General features: G+C 35.5%; 18 protein-coding genes, 1 pseudogene and 2 riboswitches. Of the genes and pseudogenes, 8 read left to right on the top strand and 11 right to left on the bottom strand.

All coding sequences use genetic code 11. The features are described 5' to 3' along the window. Positions 1 to 6: 6 nt before the first annotated feature. Together comGB and comGA are read right to left on the bottom strand one after the other, a co-directional pair. Positions 7 to 1044, bottom strand: a complete 1038-nt coding sequence (comGB, locus tag ACX9TM_RS21450) for a competence type IV pilus assembly protein ComGB (protein ID WP_065382055.1) — start codon at positions 1042 to 1044, stop codon at positions 7 to 9. Further along, entirely contained in the window at positions 1031 to 2074 is a 1044-nt protein-coding gene (gene comGA / locus ACX9TM_RS21455; protein WP_001013170.1) for a competence type IV pilus ATPase ComGA, read from the bottom strand. Before comGA ends, comGB begins: the two co-directional genes overlap by 14 nt. A gap of 205 nt (positions 2075 to 2279) precedes the next feature. Between comGA and ACX9TM_RS21460 the strand changes: the two genes are divergently transcribed. From ACX9TM_RS21460 to ACX9TM_RS21470, 3 genes are all read left to right on the top strand, one after another. Further along, the gene (locus tag ACX9TM_RS21460; protein WP_000434125.1) at positions 2280 to 2975 is read left to right on the top strand and encodes a helix-turn-helix transcriptional regulator; all 696 of its coding nucleotides are present in this window, start codon (positions 2280 to 2282) and stop codon (positions 2973 to 2975) included. A 125-nt stretch (positions 2976 to 3100) separates the two neighbouring features. After that, positions 3101 to 3343, top strand: coding sequence for a DUF2626 domain-containing protein (locus ACX9TM_RS21465; protein WP_000440716.1), 243 nt, complete (start codon positions 3101 to 3103; stop codon positions 3341 to 3343). Positions 3344 to 3450: 107 nt separating this feature from the next. Further along, on the top strand, positions 3451 to 4845 hold the full coding sequence (locus tag ACX9TM_RS21470; RefSeq protein ID WP_001094345.1) for an L-cystine transporter: 1395 nt from the start codon (positions 3451 to 3453) through the stop codon (positions 4843 to 4845). 78 nt (positions 4846 to 4923) lie between these two features. On the opposite strand, the gene ACX9TM_RS21475 is transcribed toward ACX9TM_RS21470, so the two are convergent. Further along, the gene (locus tag ACX9TM_RS21475) at positions 4924 to 5316 is read right to left on the bottom strand and encodes a hypothetical protein (protein WP_065382054.1); all 393 of its coding nucleotides are present in this window, start codon (positions 5314 to 5316) and stop codon (positions 4924 to 4926) included. A gap of 87 nt (positions 5317 to 5403) precedes the next feature. Continuing rightward, positions 5404 to 5619, bottom strand: a complete 216-nt coding sequence (locus ACX9TM_RS21480; protein WP_001008327.1) for a DUF3912 family protein — start codon at positions 5617 to 5619, stop codon at positions 5404 to 5406. A gap of 252 nt (positions 5620 to 5871) precedes the next feature. Here ACX9TM_RS21480 and ACX9TM_RS21485 point away from each other — a divergent pair, with 252 nt between their 5' ends. Then, complete coding sequence (locus ACX9TM_RS21485) at positions 5872 to 6183, top strand: hypothetical protein (protein ID WP_001093237.1); 312 nt, start codon at positions 5872 to 5874, stop codon at positions 6181 to 6183. 34 nt (positions 6184 to 6217) lie between these two features. Here ACX9TM_RS21485 and ACX9TM_RS21490 read toward each other — a convergent pair whose 3' ends face one another. From ACX9TM_RS21490 to ACX9TM_RS21515, 6 genes are all read right to left on the bottom strand, one after another. Beyond that, positions 6218 to 6706 carry a hypothetical protein gene (locus ACX9TM_RS21490; protein ID WP_000764267.1) on the bottom strand — a complete coding sequence of 163 codons (489 nt, stop codon included), beginning with the start codon at positions 6704 to 6706 and terminating at the stop codon, positions 6218 to 6220. Between the two features lie 79 nt (positions 6707 to 6785). Further along, positions 6786 to 7160 (bottom strand): nucleoside 2-deoxyribosyltransferase, encoded by a 375-nt coding sequence (locus ACX9TM_RS21495; RefSeq protein WP_001012342.1) that lies wholly within the window; start codon positions 7158 to 7160, stop codon positions 6786 to 6788. A 95-nt stretch (positions 7161 to 7255) separates the two neighbouring features. Next, positions 7256 to 7516, bottom strand: a complete 261-nt coding sequence (locus ACX9TM_RS21500; protein WP_001250699.1) for a DUF3966 domain-containing protein — start codon at positions 7514 to 7516, stop codon at positions 7256 to 7258. Between the two features lie 194 nt (positions 7517 to 7710). Then, entirely contained in the window at positions 7711 to 8769 is a 1059-nt protein-coding gene (gene murG / locus ACX9TM_RS21505; RefSeq protein ID WP_000724775.1) for an undecaprenyldiphospho-muramoylpentapeptide beta-N-acetylglucosaminyltransferase, read from the bottom strand. An 18-nt stretch (positions 8770 to 8787) separates the two neighbouring features. Beyond that, a complete protein-coding gene (gene metH, locus ACX9TM_RS21510; RefSeq protein WP_000649674.1) occupies positions 8788 to 12186 on the bottom strand; it encodes a methionine synthase in 3399 nt (1132 codons plus the stop codon). Then, the gene (locus tag ACX9TM_RS21515) at positions 12186 to 14018 is read right to left on the bottom strand and encodes a bifunctional homocysteine S-methyltransferase/methylenetetrahydrofolate reductase (RefSeq protein ID WP_072770253.1); all 1833 of its coding nucleotides are present in this window, start codon (positions 14016 to 14018) and stop codon (positions 12186 to 12188) included. The genes metH and ACX9TM_RS21515 overlap by 1 nt, the downstream gene beginning before the upstream one ends. Before the next feature lie 70 nt (positions 14019 to 14088). Further along, a riboswitch (SAM riboswitch) is annotated at positions 14089 to 14198 on the bottom strand. 203 nt (positions 14199 to 14401) lie between these two features. After that, positions 14402 to 14512, top strand: a riboswitch (SAM riboswitch). A gap of 94 nt (positions 14513 to 14606) precedes the next feature. Here ACX9TM_RS21515 and metI point away from each other — a divergent pair. The 4 genes and pseudogenes from metI to ACX9TM_RS21535 all read left to right on the top strand — a co-directional run bounded on the left by metI (position 14607) and on the right by ACX9TM_RS21535 (position 18282). After that, entirely contained in the window at positions 14607 to 15719 is a 1113-nt protein-coding gene (gene metI, locus ACX9TM_RS21520; protein WP_000103897.1) for a cystathionine gamma-synthase/O-acetylhomoserine thiolyase, read from the top strand. Further along, a complete protein-coding gene (gene metC, locus ACX9TM_RS21525; RefSeq protein ID WP_000122299.1) occupies positions 15716 to 16879 on the top strand; it encodes a cystathionine beta-lyase in 1164 nt (387 codons plus the stop codon). The genes metI and metC overlap by 4 nt, the downstream gene beginning before the upstream one ends. 167 nt (positions 16880 to 17046) lie before the next feature. Further along, positions 17047 to 17558, top strand: a pseudogene (locus ACX9TM_RS21530) (cysteine hydrolase family protein). A 433-nt stretch (positions 17559 to 17991) separates the two neighbouring features. Next, on the top strand, positions 17992 to 18282 hold the full coding sequence (locus tag ACX9TM_RS21535) for an ArsR/SmtB family transcription factor (RefSeq protein WP_000894377.1): 291 nt from the start codon (positions 17992 to 17994) through the stop codon (positions 18280 to 18282). Positions 18283 to 18424: 142 nt separating this feature from the next. Here ACX9TM_RS21535 and ACX9TM_RS21540 read toward each other — a convergent pair whose 3' ends face one another. Continuing rightward, positions 18425 to 19537 (bottom strand): class I SAM-dependent methyltransferase, encoded by a 1113-nt coding sequence (locus ACX9TM_RS21540; protein ID WP_065382476.1) that lies wholly within the window; start codon positions 19535 to 19537, stop codon positions 18425 to 18427. Positions 19538 to 19546: the final 9 nt, after the last annotated feature.

The following is a 19546-nucleotide window of genomic DNA, read 5'->3' on the forward strand; positions in this document are numbered from 1 at the left end:
TGCCCCCTAAATAGAATTCATCATTTGAAACATCGGCATAATCATCGCTAAGTACATAAGGACAACGATTCCTCCAATACATGTAAATAAAATAGGCTGAATGATAACTAACATATGTTTAATTTTCCGTTCCATCTTTTCCATAATAAGATCGCTATAGTCACCTAATTCAACCCCTAAATTGCCGTTTGCTTGTCCATGCGTAATAACATAAGAAAGTTCTTTCTCGTAATACCCACTTTTAGCAATGATAGATTGTAACTGTTCTCCTCCAATTAATTGTCTTTCAATCCGGCTCGCTTCATATTTAAAGAACGGATGATATCTTTGCTCCATCATTATTGTTAAAGCTTCACATACTGATAGTCCACCATTTAATAAACCACTCAACTGAGTAGCAAAATAATGTGAATGCTTTAAAATAAGAAATGTTTTGATGAGGGGAATACGAAGCATAATTTTTACCTGTCTAATATGTGGAAGTTTCCTAAAATACAACATGTATAAAATACCTCCAATACTAACAGTTAAAATAGCGGTTAAAATAATGTAAGGTAGCAGTTTTATTGCACTTAAAATTTGTTCTGTAAGTAGTGGTGTATTAGAACCAAACGAACTATAAACCATTTCAACCTGAGGTAATAAAATGAGTTTAAAAATAAAGAGCATGATTAGTAGAAAAAACATCAAAAACATAGGATACTGCATTATTTTCATCATGTCTCTCCTATACTTATCTTTCTTATAAAGAAGTGCACTTCCTTGTTGCAAAGCAAAAGAAATATCACCATGTTGCTCGGCATAAAATAAATAACTTAACATGTCCTGATGAAACTTTAACTGATGAAAAGAATCGTGTAGACTTTTCCCATCTTTTAACCCCTCAATCATGCGCTGCAATTGTACTTTCTTTTCTACAGGTAATTGAAACTGTAAAAATTCTAATGCTTGTAAAAGAGAGTAGCCTTTTTCTAATAATTCTCCTAAACGTTTCAACAATACTACTTGATCACTTAAACTCCAAGTTTTCTTAAACATAAACATCTTCTTCTAAAAAACCTAAAGCATATCCTTTTCGTATTGACGATTCTAAAGTCTCATGTTTGTAAGTAACACATTCTCCACCAGCTTCTTTAAGCGCTTGTTTTAACTCATATCCATATAGTAGCTCATATATGCTAGCCTGCCTTACTTGCCTCATTGATTTACATAAAGTTGAGCACTTTCCTCTGCAAAACGGACACTTCAATTCGACAAGTCGCTGTGCAGCTACAGCCAATAAAGACTGTTCAATCTCTTGCCTCGTTATACCATAATCCATGAAGCGAATGATTGCTCCTTTCGCATCATTCGTATGGAGTGTTGTCATTACTAAATGTCCTGTCAAACTTGCTCTTATAGCTATTTTTGCTGTTTCTTCATCACGGATTTCACCGACTAAAATAATATCTGGATCATGACGTAAAATAGCCTTTAATCCTGTTTCATATGTGAGACCCGCTTTTTCATTTATTTGAATTTGTAATACATCGTCACTTCTTTTTTCAACCGGATCTTCAAGTGTAATGATGCGACGTGTTTTCTTTTTTCTAATTACCTCTAATAATGCATACATTGTCGTCGTCTTCCCAGATCCAGTCGGTCCAGTAAACACAAGTAGCCCCTGTGAATAGCGTAAAAACGAGAGTAGTTTTGCTGCCGTACTTGGAAATAACGAAAGATGTGATAAGGGCTGAACAGATGCTTGTAAATGAAGGCGAATAACGAGACTTTCTTGATATACTGTTGGAAGTGTTGAAAGGCGTAAATACACTTCTTGTCCATCAATTTGCAAATACAACGAACCATTCTGTGGCTTCCGTTTCTCTCCTATGTCCATAGATGCTAAAAATTTGAAATGTGAGACAAGTTTTTCTCCAAACTCCTTTTCAATACACTGTCTCGTCATTAAATCTTTTCCTATACGTAGTTGCACCGCTACATCCTTCTGCCGGGGCACAATATGTAAATCTGACGCTTGTACCCTACACGCTTCTTTTAAAATTGCATTCGCAAAAATTTCAATCCCATTCATCACTTTTCCCTCCTCACTATGTATATAGCATGAAAACATGCGCAATAAAAATTTGGACTTTTGTATTTTCAATAGAGGAAAAAGGAAAAATATGTTTGTGAAATTATGAACAATTTCCGAATTATTGTCTGAAATTACCTATACTCATGTTTATCTGTATTATAATGTTATTATCTTGGATAAAGTGATAAAGGTGGAGATCCTCATGGAACAAGCTTTAAAAATTACAGGTGTATTATCTGACCCAACTCGTTATTACATTTATAAATATATTTCGCAAAAACATAGTTACGTAACGGTACAAGAAATTGCAGATGAGTTTGACATTCATCCAAACGTAGCGCGTTTACATTTATCTAAATTAGAAGATGTTCATATGCTAAAATCGGAAACGAAGAAAACTGGAAAAGGCGGACGACCGAGCAGATTGTATGTCTTATCTGAAGATGTTATCCAATTACAATTTCCATTCCGTGATTATCAATTGTTAGCAAGAATCGCATTTAATTCTTTACTTAGTCTTGGTGCTGCTGGTGAGAAAGCGCTATACGAAACAGGAAAACAATTCGGAGCTGAATTAATGCAACAACATATGCAACGTTTAAATGTGAGTGAAGATGCTTTAACAGTGGAACAAAAAGTTCAAATTGCAAAAGAAGCTTTCTCAACAGCTGGCTTATCACCTGCATTTGAATTAAGTGCAGATGGAACAAAAATTTTCTATGATGTACACAATTGTCCATTTAAAGAAGTTGCTGTTCATCATCCAACTGAAATTTGTAACATGCACGGAGATATGATGAAAGGGATTTTTGAAATCCTATTCCCTAACATGGAATTAACTCGAAATGATAGTCTATTAGATGGATGTAAATCTTGTAATTATAAACTAACAATTTAATTTTTCATATAAAAAGAAGCCAATAATAATTGGCTTCTTTTTATATGAACGAATATTTACAATAGTAAGAAAAATAAACTATAATGAGGTGAGGTTTACTTTTTTTAGAAAAGGAGGGAGATGGCATGGAGCGCATGTTTCGCGTTCTCGGCTTTTGGACTGGAATTTTCTCGGTTATGTTTTACGTAGGGGATATGCAACCGGCCGCACTACTATTTTTAGGACAAACAGGTTTCTTCGTACTTTTAAGCTATTTAAAATTAACAGAGCGTATGTATATATACGTATTTGGGGCATATTTAACTGTTTTCTTCATAGGATTTACATACTACACGACATTCTTACTTGTGCCTGGGGCTGGACATTAAAAGATGGCATTTTGCCATCTTTTTTTTAATCCCGGAATTTCCTAGTTGACTTATAGGTTTTATTACCTTATATTCTATATAACAGATTGGAATTAGGGGGAATCAACATGAATACACTGCTTGTCGGAATTAACGTTGCAGTCATGCTCATCTTAGTTGGCGTATTATATTATATGCAACGTAAGCATGTATCTTTTAATAAACGTGTATTTACCGCTTTAGGAGTCGGAATTTTATTCGGTCTTATATTACAATTTATTTATGAGCCAACTTCTAAAGTAATTATTGAATCAAATACTTGGTTTGGCTTAATCGGTAACGGTTATGTAAAATTACTTCAAATGATCGTTATGCCACTTATTTTAGTATCTATTATTTCAGCATTTACAAAATTACAGTTAACGAAAAACCTTGGTAAAATTAGTGGCCTTATTATCGGTATTTTAATTCTTACTACAGGAATCGCTGCAGCTGTCGGTATCGCTGCAAGTGCAGGATTTGATGTATCTGCAACCGGCCTACAACAAGGTGATGCAGAATCTGCTCGTCTGAAACTAGTTGAAGAAAGATTTACTTCTATTGAAAAGACAACAATTCCAGATAAATTATTAGAGCTATTACCTACAAATCCGTTTCTTGATTTAACAGGTGCTCGTCCAACATCAACAATTTCTGTCGTAATATTTGCAGCCTTTATCGGCATTGCCTTTATAGGTGTAAAACGAAAATATCCAGAACAAGCAGAGCTATTTAAGAAGATGCTTGATGCTGTATATGCAATCGTAATGCGTATGGTAACATTAATTTTACGCCTTACTCCATACGGCGTATTAGCTCTTATGGCAAAAACAGTTGCTGGTAGCGACATAAATGCTATTTTAAAACTTGGCAACTTCGTGTTAGCGTCTTACGTAGCACTTATCGTAATGTTCGTTATCCACTTATTATTAATTGCGCTATCTGGTTTAAATCCAATTCAATATTTAAAAAAGGTGTTCCCTGTATTAACATTTGCATTCACATCTCGCTCTAGTGCTGGTGCGATGCCATTAAATATTGAAGCTCAAAAAGAAAAGCTTGGTATTTCCGAAGGAATTGCAAACTTCGCAGCTTCATTTGGGGTATCTATCGGACAAAACGGTTGCGCAGGTATTTATCCAGCAATGCTTGCAATGATGGTCGCTCCAACTGTAGGAATTGATCCATTACAACCACAATTTATTTTAACTTTAATCGCTGTTGTTGCTATTAGCTCATTCGGTGTTGCCGGAGTTGGTGGCGGCGCAACATTCGCAGCTTTAATCGTACTATCTACAATGAACTTACCAATCGGTATTGTTGCTCTAGTTATCTCGGTTGAGCCATTAATCGATATGGGGCGTACAGCTCTTAACGTAAGTGGCTCTATGACAGCAGGTCTTATTTCAAGTAAATGGCTTGGTGAATTAGATCAAGATACGTACAATCAAGATGATACAAAAACTGGTGAAATTGCTTCATAATGAAAAAAGACGCTAACATACAATTGTTAGCGTCTTTTTTATTCCGTCCCCTCTTTATAGATTTTATCTTGAGAATTATCACTCTAAGTATTCTTCTAGTTGCTCTTTTAACTCTTCCTCAATCTCATAACAAGATTCATCAGCGAGTTCTCCTACTTTCTTACTCCCAAAAATGTTTGATTGAATTGGCATTCCTAAAAAGATTCTTTCACATTTCCAAATTGGAATATTATGAAATCCAATCAGCTCTTTTTCTTCATCTAATATAGCTATAGCAACTGATGAATAATAACCCACCTCAAAGGGATTCTCTTTTTCTCTTGCAAATCCCATATCTAATTCCATGTGTTTTTCTATGTATAAACGTGAATACTCTTTATGCAGTTTAAGTGATATTCGCTCTATTTCCTTCTCCATACATTGAATGTTCTCTTTTAACTCCAACGTAAACTCCTGTTCTTTATATTTCATTTTCGCCTCCTTAAACATAGAAAAAGAGAATACAATAACATATCCTCTTTCCTCAAATATATTTCATTATCTCACAGCCCGTCCTTTTCACAAATAACCATTTTGTTCGCACCATTTATGAAATTGTCCTACGTCTACTCCAACTAACACGATATCCTTTAGCTCTACATCAATGACTTGTTCTCCAATTACAATAGCAAACTGCGATGCTAATTTTGTCTCATTTTTCTTTACAATTCCAATTCGGTTCCGATGCGGTCCATCTTTTATATATGCTTTTTGTCCTACAATATCAAAGTTCAAAATTCTCACCTCTTTTACTGCGCTCAAATTGGAAATACGATCTCCACCTCGGAAAATTTCCTTTCATTGCACTATTTCTCTATATATATGACGAAACAATAAAAGAGTCCTTCCTTCTTTACAATTATTTTTTCTTTGTTTCATTTTTGTGATTGAAACGTAAAGTTTATAATAAAATACACTTGGAAGCGCTTTCTATGTAATTTTTTATGTTATAATATATAAGTAGAACTTCGTAAAGAGGGTTAAAAAATGAATACAAAAATGATTAAAAAAGTAATTGAAGCATTAAAAGTATATGGCTTTCAGGATGTATCATTCTGTGACAAAACGAAGCAATTTTTATTTCATAACGAAACCGATATTATGAGCGGCTATGCAGAAATAACATATAGTAGTCAATTTGAAAAATTCAACGTACAAATTCATCCAATTGAAACGCATCACCAAGCAGAGTTACAAGAGATTGAAAGACATATACAAGCTTGTATAAGAAAAGTGGAATATTTAAACGCACTTCTTACCGGGCAGACAAAACTAGATGATAAAATTATTATTATGTAAAAAAAGAACGTGATCCAATCACGTTCTTTTTTCATTATACGTTCATCTTTTCCTTTAGTTGTAATCCTGTAACAGATTCTAATACATCCATCGATTCTCCAAATGTCATATCAAAAATTGTCTTGTCCTCTATGTATGGAAACTGTCTGAAACGCTTTTCTAACACTTTCACAGCATCTGATGTAAAGTTTGCACTATCAATGCCAAATTCTGTTTCAAGAAGAACGATCCAATCTAACACATGAAAACCTAATCCATTGACGAATGAAATCAATTTTTCTTCTGGGTTTGAAGATAAGAATACTTGGCGTTCCATCTCACTAAAAAGTTCTTCTCCTAAGATTTCAGCTAACTCATCATCATGTTCACGTTCAACAAGTTCTTCGTAGCCGTAATCATCCACAAGCTCTTCTACTTCTTCACTATCCTGACAAAGCAATTGACTAAGAAGTGCCTCTTTCTTAAATTCACTATTTTGTACGACTTCTAAAAAGCTCGTTTCCCATCCATTTTCTAATTTCATATTATGTACTCCTTTATATACGTTTCTTATCATCACTGTACCCAAAAGATCACTTTTATAACCTTTTAGGTAGTTACTATTATTTCATATGATTCATAACATAAGATGCAAACTCAGCTACATCTCCTTCAAAAATATTTATTTCTGGCAAGTGATAGAACGTTGTTTGGAGCGGGCTTCCTGCATGATATACATATATCGTTTTCTCTAGTGCAATCGCCATTCCAAACTCTGTATGGCTCCCATTTCCGCCATCTAATATAAGTAAAAATACATCCGCTTCTTTTACAGCATTTTGTTCTGCCTGACCAATTTCTCTTAATTGTTCTTCATTTGCTGCTTTTTCGTTTTTGGTCCAATCATATGTATGGTGCCATCCTGCATGTTTCAGTTCATTTGCTACGGAACGTACAAGATGTTTATTTTGGAAACCTGAGGCGATATAAAAATTCATTTATATACACTCCTTCATTATGTATGGGGAAACTCCTTTTTAGCGTTATTTGTTATAGCTACAATAAAGAACAACTTCAAAAAAAATCCCCATCTTTAAAACTTATTTGCGTTTAAATGATGGGATGCTTCATGGTCTTCTTTTATTTTTTGTTTTTTATAACTTTCATCAGCTAACATTTCTAGTTCAGCTGTTATCTCCGACTTTTCAAGCTCTCTTTCTTGCGAAAATTTCCTTGAAATATAAACAATAACACTACCAACGTACAACACAAAGCATATAATAAGTGCAGTATTTTCATAGAGACTTAGCTCCAACACAGTCACTCCTAATCCATTCGTATTTTCACGCCTCATTAATTGGAATTTCCCTATTAACCCATTTGTTATCCCGCTATTTGAGGGCAGTAAGACTCCCTCCTCAAAATTCAGTAACAGTAAAGAAGTTAGATGTGGGATGCACCCAACTGATTAAAGTTTCACTTTATTGTAACATAAAAATATCAATTCTTGGAATCTTTCACCCTACTAAAAGAGGCATGATTATTTCATCATGCCTCTGAAATATTTTGAATGATTGTTTTAATTGCTTCTTTTCCATTATATTTTTTTAGTGCTATTTTATACTTCTCATTATTTTGATTTAATTCTTCGACATACTTTATAAGAGATTTTACATTTACATCTTCTTCATATAATACGGAGGCATATCCTTGTCTTTCAAAGGACTCTGCATTTAATATTTGATCTCCACGGCTTGCAAATTTCGATAATGGAATTAAAACCATCGGCTTTTGTAATGTTAAAAATTCAAAAATTGCGTTGGAGCCCGCGCGTGAAATAACAAAATCTGTTACCGCTAATATATCTGGCAGTTCTCCATGTACATATTCAAATTGTCTATATCCTTCTTTATTTTGTAAACTTTCATCAAGGTTACCTTTTCCGCAAAGGTGAACAATTTGATACTTTTTAAGAAGTTCTGGTAATGCTTCTCGAGCCGTATCATTAATTTTTTTCGCGCCCAAGCTGCCTCCCATAATCGTAATAACTGGCTTTTTACGTGAAAAACCTAAAAACGCTAAACCTTTTTCACGATTTCCCTTCAGCACTTCTTCACGTACAGGAGACCCCGTATATATTACTTTTTCTTTCGGTAAATGTTTCGCTGCTTCTTCAAATGTAACAAATATTTTCGAAGCAAAACGAAGCGCAATTTTATTTGCTAGTCCTGGCGTCATATCAGATTCATGTAATAAAACTGGTACTCTATTTAGCCATCCGCCAATTACGACTGGTACAGATACGAAACCGCCTTTTGAAAAAATCACATCTGGTTTTAGTTTTCGAATTCTTACATACGCATCCATAACACCCTTCATTACAAGAAAAGGATCTTTTATATTTTTTAAATCAAAATAACGACGTAGCTTTCCACTCGAAATACTATAGTAGGGAATGCCTTCCTTTTCTATAATCGTTTTCTCAATACCTTGGTGAGAACCAATATAAGAGATATCCCAGTTGTCTTCCTGTAAATATGGGATAATGGCTAAATTAGGTGTTACATGTCCTGCCGAACCGCCACCTGTAAAGACTATTTTCTTCATACGTCTCCCCCTTCTAGACTATAATACACTAAAATATCTTGCCTCAGGGTGAGAAAATACCATAGCCGTTACGGACGCTTCTGGCTCCATCATGAATCCTTCTGTTAATGAAATACCTATTTCCTCTGGATGAATTAAGCGAAATAGCTTTTCTTGATCTGCAAGTTCTGGACACGCCGGATAACCAAATGACACTCGTATTCCTCTATATTTCGTACGGAAACGTTCTTCCATCGTCAGTTCAGGTGAGTCCGGAATGCCCCAGCGGTCACGAATGAGCATATGTGTTTTTTCAGCAAGTCCTTCCGCTAATTCAAGCGCTAACGATTGAATGGCATGACTACGTAGGTAATCACCTTTCGCCTTCCACTCTTCAGCAATATCCCGAACTCCTTCCCCAACCGTAACAGATAAGAAAGCAACATAGTCCATCTCATCTCCTATTGGGCGCAAATAATCACCTAAAGTACGATAGGGAGCCTTTCCTTGTCTAGGGAATGTGAAACGCTCTATAACACGCGTATGATCTTCTGGATCATATATTACAATGTTTTGTCCGTCACTTTGCGCTGGGAAAAATTGATACACTGCTTTCGGCTTTAACCAAGATTGTCCTTCCTGCAATAATTCATCTATTAAATCATTTAATTCATGTGCTCTCTTATCTCCCTCTTTCAAAAGCTTCTTCACATTTCCTTTTAATCCAAGGTGATGCCCAAGTAGCATTTGTCTATTCAGAAATGGTGCGAGATGAAGGGCTGGAACATCTCGTAATACAATTCGTTTTGTTGAATCAGGCACCATAACCTCTGATTTTGGTAATGGCTCAATTACTGCTGGAATTTCTACTTTCTTCTCCTCTTTTTTTACGATATGAAGATGACGTTCTTTTTTATCCTGCTTCATCTTCTCACGCTCTTCTTCTTTTTGAAGCTTATTAATAATATCGAGCCCCGTCATCGCATCACTCGCATAACAAACGAGTCCTTTATATGATGGTGAAATCCGATTATCTGTAAACTTTCTCGTTAACGCTGCACCACCTACAACAATGGGCACATCAATATTTGCCGCTTTTAAATCTTCAGCAGTCGTTACCATTTGTTGCGCTGATTTTACTAATAAACCTGAAAGGCCTATAATGTCCGGCTTCTTTTCTTGTACTTCTTGAACAATTCGATCCGAACGTACATTAATTCCTAAATTAATAATCTCATATCCGTTATTCGCTAAAATAATTTCAACGAGATTTTTCCCAATATCATGCACGTCACCTTTTACAGTTGCTAACAATACTTTCCCTTTTTTCGCACTATCACTAGATTCCATATGTGGCTCTAAATAGCTTACAGCGGCTTTCATACTTTCGGCACTTTGCAATACTTCAGCAACAATAAGTTCATTATTATTAAATAGTCGTCCTACCTCGTCCATCCCTGTCATAAGCGGACCGTTAATAATATCAAGAGGTTTTCTTCCTTCTTCAAGTGCAAGACTTAAATCCTCGTGTAATCCTTGTTTCGTACCTTCTACAATATAATTTGCTAGTCTTTCATCAAGCGTTAACGTTTCTTGCACAACGACATCTTTCTTTTTAGCAACTCGGTAAAAGTTTGTAAATTCTTCTAACGTCTCTTTCGTCGTTTCAAACAGTAATGCATCTGCAAGGCGTTTTTCTTCCTCTGGAATCGACGCATAGCGTTCTAATTTTTCCGTATTCACAATCGCGTAATCTAATCCTGCTTTCGTAGCATGGTATAAAAAAACTGAATTTAACACTTCACGTCCAGCCGGTGGTAAACCAAATGATATGTTACTTACACCTAAAATCGTTAAACACTCTGGTAACGCTTCTTTAATAAGGCGAATTCCTTCTATAGTCGCTGCCGCTGAGCCAATATATTCTTCATCACCTGTCCCTACTGGAAACACAAGTGCATCAAAAATAATATCTGACGGGCGTATCCCATACTTCTTTGTAAGTAATTCATAGCTTCTTTTCGCAATTTCTATCTTTCGTTCCGCACTAACCGCCATACCGTCTTCATCAATTGTTCCTACAACTATAGCGGCACCATACTTCTGAAGAAGCGGTGTCACTTTTTTAAATCGTTCTTCTCCATCTTCTAAATTAATTGAATTAATAACAGCTTTTCCTTGAATATAAGTAAGAGCTCGCTCCATCACATTTTCATCTGTTGAATCAATCATAATCGGTACTTTTAAAACTTTCGTAACTTCTGCTAAGAAGTTTTCCATATCTTCTATTTCATCGCGATCAGGATCTGCCATACAAATGTCAATAATATGAGCATTTTTCTTCACTTGCGCTCTTGCCACTTCAGCAGCCTCTTCAAATTTCCCTTCTGCTACTAAGCGTTTAAATTTACGTGACCCAATAACATTCGTTCTTTCACCTACAAATAACGGTCTCATAGACTCATCATATTGCAGTGCTTCTAATCCACTAATTCCATGTCCTTCTCTCTCATGATGGTCACGAGGCCTAAGAGATGCTAGCGCGGATTTCATTGCTTTTATATGTTCTGGTGTCGTGCCACAACAACCACCAATAATATTAACCCATCCTTCTTCAGCAAATCGCTTCACCTTTTCAGCAAGAGAAGATGGAGATTCATGGTAATGTCCATCTTCATCAGGAAGACCTGCATTTGGATAACAAGAAATGTAACACTCCGATAAATCAGATAGTGAACGAATATGGTCCCTCATAAACTCCGGACCAGTCGCACAGTTTAACCCAACAGATAATGGTTTCATATGTTCTACTGATAAATAAAAAGCTTCAATTGTTTGCCCAGCCAGAGTCGTTCCCATTGGCTCAATCGTTCCTGAAATCATAATAGGAACCGTTTTTTTCAGTTCTTCAAAAGCGGCTTGAATTCCAATATAAGCTGCTTTCACGTTACGCATATCTTGACTCGTCTCAACGAGTAATACATCAACTGCTCCTTTTAATAATCCTCGTGCCTGCCTTGTATAAGCCTCAATCAATTCTTCAAAAGTCACACCACCTGTAACACTAATTGCTTTCGTTGTTGGTCCCATCGCTCCCGCAACATATACTTCCTTCCCGCTTTCTTTAACAGCTTGCTTCGCCAAAAGTGCTGCCTTTTCATTTAGTTCTTCATCTAAATGAGACAGATCATAATCACTTAGTACAATATTCGTTGCCCCAAATGTATTTGTTTCAATAATATCCGCTCCAGCTTCAATATAAGCTTTATGAATCTTTAAAATAACGTCTGGTCTTGTTTCCACTAAATATTCATTACAGCCCTCGTACTCTTCTCCTCCGAAATCTTCAGCAGTTAAATCCTCTTGCTGAATCATTGTCCCCATTGCACCATCTAATATTAAAATGCTATTTTTTAATTTTTCTTCTATACACTTCATCAATTAATACCTTCTTTCACTTCTTGCTTTTCTCTTACATATTTAACAAGATGTTCTGTAATTTCATACTTTAAAAATGGTGTAATAAGATAAATACCATTAAAATATTTCATCGCTGCGTCGACCAATTCTTGTGAAATGCAGATCCCTTCCTCAATTGCTGCCTCTTTCGTTTCATGTCCATCCATTCTCTCTCTTATTTCTTCAGGAAGAGTAATACCCGGCACCTCAAAATGAAGAAAATCTGCATTCCGCTTACTTACTAACGGCATAATTCCAATAAAAATAGGTTGTTCCAAATGCTTTGTCGCTTCATACACTTCTTCAATTAACTTGATATCGTAAATTGGCTGAGTTAAAAAATACTCCGCTCCAGCATCTATTTTTCGTTCCATTCGCTTAACCGCTGCTTTTAAGTGCCTCACGTGAGGATTAAATGCGCCGCCTACAGAAAACCTTGTCGCCGGTCCAATTGATTTCCCTAAAATTGAACGTCCATCGTTCATTTCTTTAATCATTTTAATAAGCTCAATAGAGGATAAATCATATACAGAAGTGGCACCGGGAAAATCACCAACGCGCGCTGGATCACCAGTTAAAGCTAACACTTCTTCCATCCCTAACGCCGATAAACCTAACAAATGAGATTGTAGTCCAATGACGTTATGATCTCTACACGTTAAATGCGTCAATACTGGGATATCATGCTTCGTTAATAACGCACCCATCGCCATATTAGAAACACGAGGCGATGCTAATGAATTATCTGCTAGAGTAATAGCATCTGCTCCCGCTCTTTTTAACGCTCTTGCTCCTTCAAAAAAACGCTGTGTATCTAACGTTTTCGGTGGATCTAATTCTACTACAACTGTCGTTTGTTTTTTCGCTTTCTCTGCTAGAGTGACGTGAGCCTTCGAACGTTTCTCATGCGTATGAACGACTTTCGGCCTTTGAATCGTGTCTTTTTCTATTACAGGGGTAATATTCGCAACAGCGCGCTTCATACTTTGAATATGTTCTGGAGTCGTACCACAACAACCACCCAATAACCGAATACCTTGCTCAATAAATCTCGGTGTCATCGCTTCAAAATAAGCTGGGCTTCCCTCATATACGTAACGTCCATCCACATAATTCGGGAGGCCTGCATTTGGGTATGCTGATAAATAGCCATTTTGAGGAATCGATATCATTTTGAAAGCTTCCGTCATATGAAGCGGCCCTAGTTGACAATTCAATCCAACAACATTTGCACCGTAATCTATAAGTTGCTTTAATATTTCATTGACATCATTTCCATTTTGAGTCGTACCTGCTTCATGTAACGCTAATTGCGCAACAATTGGAATATCCGTTTGCTTACGCAATACTTTAACGGCATGAAGTAATTCAAATTCATCGTAAAAAGTTTCTAATAGTAATCCATCAACCTGTTCTTCTAGTAAAGCCCCTGCCTGTTCAAGTAACATAAACTCTCTTTCCATATCAGTCGTTGTAACAGCTCCGATATGTTTCATACCACCAATTGTTCCTAAAATTGCATTTTTATCTGTCACAGATGCTTTCGCCAGTTTTACTGCCGCTCTATTAATTTCTGTAACTTGATTTTCTAAACCATACATACGTAATTTCGCCTCATTTGCTCCATACGTATTCGTTTGAATTACATCTGCTCCAGCAGCTACATATTGTTTATGAATCGATATAATTAAGTCTGGATCAGATACATTCAATTCTTCAAAGCTACTTTGCAAACCATGTGAATGCAATAACGTCCCAACCGCACCATCACCTATTACAATTCCTTTTGATAATAAATCTAGTAATTTCACGACTCTCCCTCATTTCTATCAATATAAAAACCCCCTCTTCACTTTGAAGAGGGGGACATAATCGTTCCTCCTCTTATTATGCAAAACATTCGTTTTGCAGGTATTAGCACCGTTTCAAACATTTCGTTTGAAGGTTGCCGGGTTTCACAGGGCCTTTCCCTCCACCGCTCTCAATAAGAGTTGTCTTTATTATTTTATTTATGTAGCTAAAAGGAAATGCGTTCCCCTTTTAACAATGTTTGTTAATTTTTTAATAAATTTAGCATGCACAAAAGTAAAAGTCAATGACACTTGCGGAAAAATAAAAATTATTTAAAATAAAGTTGCAATTCAGTTATATTTTATTGTAAAGTTAAAAACATAATAAAAATTTCATACGAACATTCTTATCTAGAGAGGTAGAGGGACTGGCCCTGTGACGCCTCAGCAACCATTAACATTTTGTTAATAAGGTGCTAATTCCAGCAAATTGTGAAAGATTTGACAGATGAGAAGAAGACTCTATTCAAACCGAAAGCCTTCTTCTTAGAAGGCTTTTTTTATTTTATATTCACTTAATGTTTCAATTTAAAAAGGAGGAATTTTCATATGTCAACAATCGAAACAAAACTAGCACAAATCGGAAATCGCAGTGAAACTACAACCGGAACGGTTAATCCACCAGTTTATTTCTCAACCGCTTATCGTCACGAAGGAATTGGTAAATCTACTGGCTTTGACTATTCACGAACTGGCAATCCAACTCGAGGTCTTTTAGAACAGGCGATCGCAGACTTAGAATATGGCGAACAAGGTTATGCCTGTAGTTCAGGGATGGCGGCTGTTCTCCTCGTCCTTTCTCTATTCCGCTCTGGAGACGAACTTATTGTATCTGAAGATTTATACGGGGGAACGTATCGATTATTTTCTGAGCATGAAAAAAAGTGGAATGTTCGATGTAGATACGTAAATACACAGTCTATTAAACAAATTGAGCAAGCTATCACAACTGAAACGAAGGCTATTTTCATAGAAACTCCAACTAATCCATTAATGCAAGTTACTGATATTGCTGCTGTCGCAACTGTAGCGAAAAGGAACGGACTACTCCTTATTGTAGACAACACTTTCTACACACCTTATATACAGCAACCATTAACAGAAGGTGCTGACATTGTACTTCATAGCGCAACGAAATATTTAGGGGGACATAACGATGTACTAAGCGGGCTTGTCGTTGCAAAAGGAAAGGAACTTTGCGAGGAAATCGCTCATTATCATAATGCATCAGGTGCAGTTTTAAGCCCATTTGACTCATGGTTATTAATTCGCGGTATGAAAACGTTAGCGCTTCGCATGAGGCAACATGAAGAAAATGCGAAAGCAGTTGTTGCGTATTTAAATGATGAAGACGGGGTGACAGATGTATTTTATCCAGGAAGAGGCGGCATGATCTCATTCCGCCTTAAAGATGAAGCTTGGATTAATCCATTCTTACAATCTTTATCCTTAATTACATTTGCCGAAAGTCTTGGTGGTGTAGAAAGTTTAATGACTTATCCAGCAACGCAAACACATGCTGATATTCCTGAAGAAATTAGAACAGCAAACGGCGTATGCAATCGTCTTCTTCGATTCTCAGTTGGCATTGAAAATAGTAACGATTTAATTCAAGACTTAAAGCAAGCAATTAAACTCGTAAAAGAAGGTGTAAGAATATGAGCTATTCTATAGATACACTCTTACTACACAACCAATATAAACACGACTCGCAAACAGGCGCTGTGAACGTTCCTATTTATAACACATCAACTTTTCACCAGTTTGATGTAGATACGTTCGGAAAATATGACTATAGCAGGTCAGGAAATCCAACTCGTGAAGCTCTTGAAGATATCATTGCTTTATTAGAAGGCGGAACAAAAGGATTCGCCTTTGCATCAGGCATTGCAGCGATTTCCACTGCATTCCTCCTTCTTTCACAAGGTGATCACGTACTCATTTCAGAAGATGTGTACGGAGGCACTTACCGAGTGATAACTGAGGTACTCTCCCGTTACGGTGTTTCACATACATTTGTTGATATGACCAATTTAGAAGAAATAAAACAAAACATTAAACCAAATACAAAGCTCTTTTATGTAGAAACACCTTCTAACCCACTTTTAAAAGTGACAGATATTCGCGAGGTTTCTAAACTCGCAAAATCTATTGGGGCTCTTACTTTTGTTGATAATACATTTTTGACACCACTATTCCAAAAACCACTTGAACTTGGAGCTGATGTCGTTCTTCATAGTGCTACAAAATTTATTGCTGGTCATAGTGATGTTACTGCCGGATTAGCAGTAGTAAAAGATTCAGAACTCGCTCAAAAGCTTGGATTTTTACAAAATGCATTCGGTGCTATTTTAGGACCTCAAGATTGTTCTCTCGTACTTCGCGGTCTAAAAACATTGCATGTACGCCTCGAACATTCAGCTAAAAATGCCAATAAAATCGCACATTATTTACAAGAGCACTCTAAAGTAAAAAATGTCTATTATCCGGGATTACAAACTCATCTCGGATTTGATATTCAACAATCTCAAGCAACATCAGCTGGAGCGGTCTTATCGTTTACTTTGCAGTCAGAAGATGCACTCCGCAAATTTTTATCAAAAGTAAAATTGCCTGTTTTTGCAGTTAGTTTAGGAGCTGTAGAGTCAATTCTTTCTTATCCAGCAAAAATGTCACATGCAGCACTGTCGCAAGAAGCTCGTGATAAAAGAGGAATCTCTAATTCATTACTTCGGTTATCAGTCGGTCTTGAAAATGTTAACGATTTAATATCCGATTTTGAAAATGCCCTTTCTTATGTAGAAGAACCTGTAAATGCATAGAGAAAAAGAAGATATGAGATTAGGTTTTCATATCTTCTTTTTATGCGGTTTAGCTATATTCATTTGAATTTCTTCTTTTCTTATAGTCCATAAAAAATAAAAGTATATCATCTATTTCTAAATAATGGATTAATTGATATATTAAGAAATAAAAAGGGGTGAAAATAATGGACACTTGTGCAGATATTTTAATCGTTATCGATTTACAAAATGGCGTATGTTATAGCGAGGAGCATTTATTTGATTTACAGAACTTACTAAAAAAGTAAATAAAAGAATTTCTTCATATAGAAAATTAAATAAACCAATCCTTTTTGTTCAACATTGTGATGATGATTTAGTACCCGAGAAAGAACTTTGGGCTATTCATACCGATCTAGATGTTCAAGAACAAGATTTTTTTGTAAGAAAAACACATGCAAATTCATTTTATAAAACAAACTTAAAAGAAATTTTAGATCAATTATCTGTAAATCGCATTGAATTTTGTGGCGCCCAAACAGAGTACTGTATGGATGCAACGATTAAGTTTGCCCACGGACTAGGATACGAAAACTTTATGGGACAGAAAACAACCTCTACGTTGAATAATCCTTTTATGTCCGCAAAAGAGACAATTGATTTTTATGAGAACATATGGAATCACAGATTTTTAACGTTGCTAAAAGATGAATTTTAGAATAAATGACTAATGACTTGATCATCCTAAGATTTATCAGCCGTAATCAAATATTTCATTATCACCATAAAGAAGCGAATGACATTCAGCTTCTTTTCTTTTAACCTGTTTTATATTCTATATATATCATTATAATTCCTTTGTCATATTATTTTAAAAATTTCGTATATTCATTTGAAAGAATAAGAAAATCATGATAAAATTGTGTTACAAATATATCTATATCTTTCAATTTTTAAAACGCATCGAAATTTTCACCCAAAAATGTCATTTTACAAAAACATGCTAATTTACCTATTTTATTTACATCCGGGTCTCTTTTCTTACAATTTCTTTACTTTAGGACTTTTTTTCTGCAACAACTATTTTCTTTTCTTTAAATTTTTGGTATGTATAGTATGGTATAATAGCTCACACGGAGGTGGAAAAGAACATGTTAGAAACCTTTCAAAAAGAATTAGAACTATATGAAAGTAATGCAGAATTATTAAAAGTGCTAGCTCATCCTGTTCGTTTATGTATCGTAAAAGGATTAATCGAGCGCGGTCCAAGCAACGTTTCTACAATGTATACTGGCTTAAACATGCCACAATCTACAATTTCACAGCATTTAGCAAAATTAAAAAGCGCTAAAATCGTTTCTAGTGAAAGAAAAGGATTGGAAATTTATTACAAAGTAGAGAATGAAACAATCATTCAACTCGTTCGCGTATTATTAGGTTAGGGACTAATAATCGCAGAAAAAGAACGTATTCTATATTTTTTATCTCATATCTTTAATATAAATATATATCATGAGAGGAAATATATAATACTACATAAGTCGTATTAAAAAACAAGACACAGTATATACTGTGTCTTGTTTTTTATATTGTTACATACCGATCCAAATGTAAATGTTGCATATCTTTTGTATGTATAACAACATCAAACGAACTCCCTACTCCTCCATTTAAAATCATAGAACGAACTGCTCGATTTTGTTTTTGCGTTTCAGAAAAAGGATTCGTATCTTGATGGCTCGTAAGCTGTTCTAATATCCCTGCAGCTAACAAGAACTCAGATTGTTTCTTATGCCATACTGCACTCATTCCTTGCATACTAAACATCTCCTTTAGCTCGTCCCAATGAACATGAGTAGTAAGATCCATTTCACCTGGATGCGCTAGTGGGTTACGCATTAGCTTATGCTGATAATATCCTCGCAAACTTCCTTCGCGGTGTGCTGGATGCATCCATTCTTCTTTTGTGTATCCGTAATCAACTGTAATACATATACCTTTTTGAAACCATTTCGAAATTTCTTTTATATACTCCTCCATAACTATTGGTACTTCAAAACGTTGCCCTTCAGCAATATGAATATTATATTTCAATAAATAGCGACCAATTCTTTTATTTAACGGCCTACATACTTCTGAAAGGTTTCCTTCCTCTGTATATGTAATACGTACTTCATACAATATACCATTTCTTTTCTCAATTACTTCAACAGGAAATGCATCAAACAACTCATTCGAAAAAAGAATTCCCTCGAAAGAATCTCCCATTTCACTATAGGAGGTATAGTACGATACATTAGAAAATGAGCCAAGTTGCTCCTGCTGTAATTTCCTATGAAAAGGGCTCACTTCAATCATTGAATAGTTTAAATTAATAAAGGTGTTTGGAGATAATTGCTTCCATTCTTGTAAAACATCATAGGCAAACTTCCCTGTTCCCCCACCAACCTCACAAATATTCGAAGCAACTTCACCATTTTCAACAAGACGAATAAAAAGTTTAGCAAAAGTTTTTGCAAAAACAGAGGATACATTGCTACTTGTAAAAAAATCCCCTTGTCTTCCAATCTTTTCACGTTCTTTCATATAGTATCCATGACCCTCCGTATACAATACAAGGTTCATATACGTACTATATGAAATTGAATAATCCTTTTCTTTCCCCATCCATTCTCTTAAAATGAGCTCCATTGCCATAATGACTCC

Source organism: Bacillus sp. LH1 (assembly GCF_057924895.1).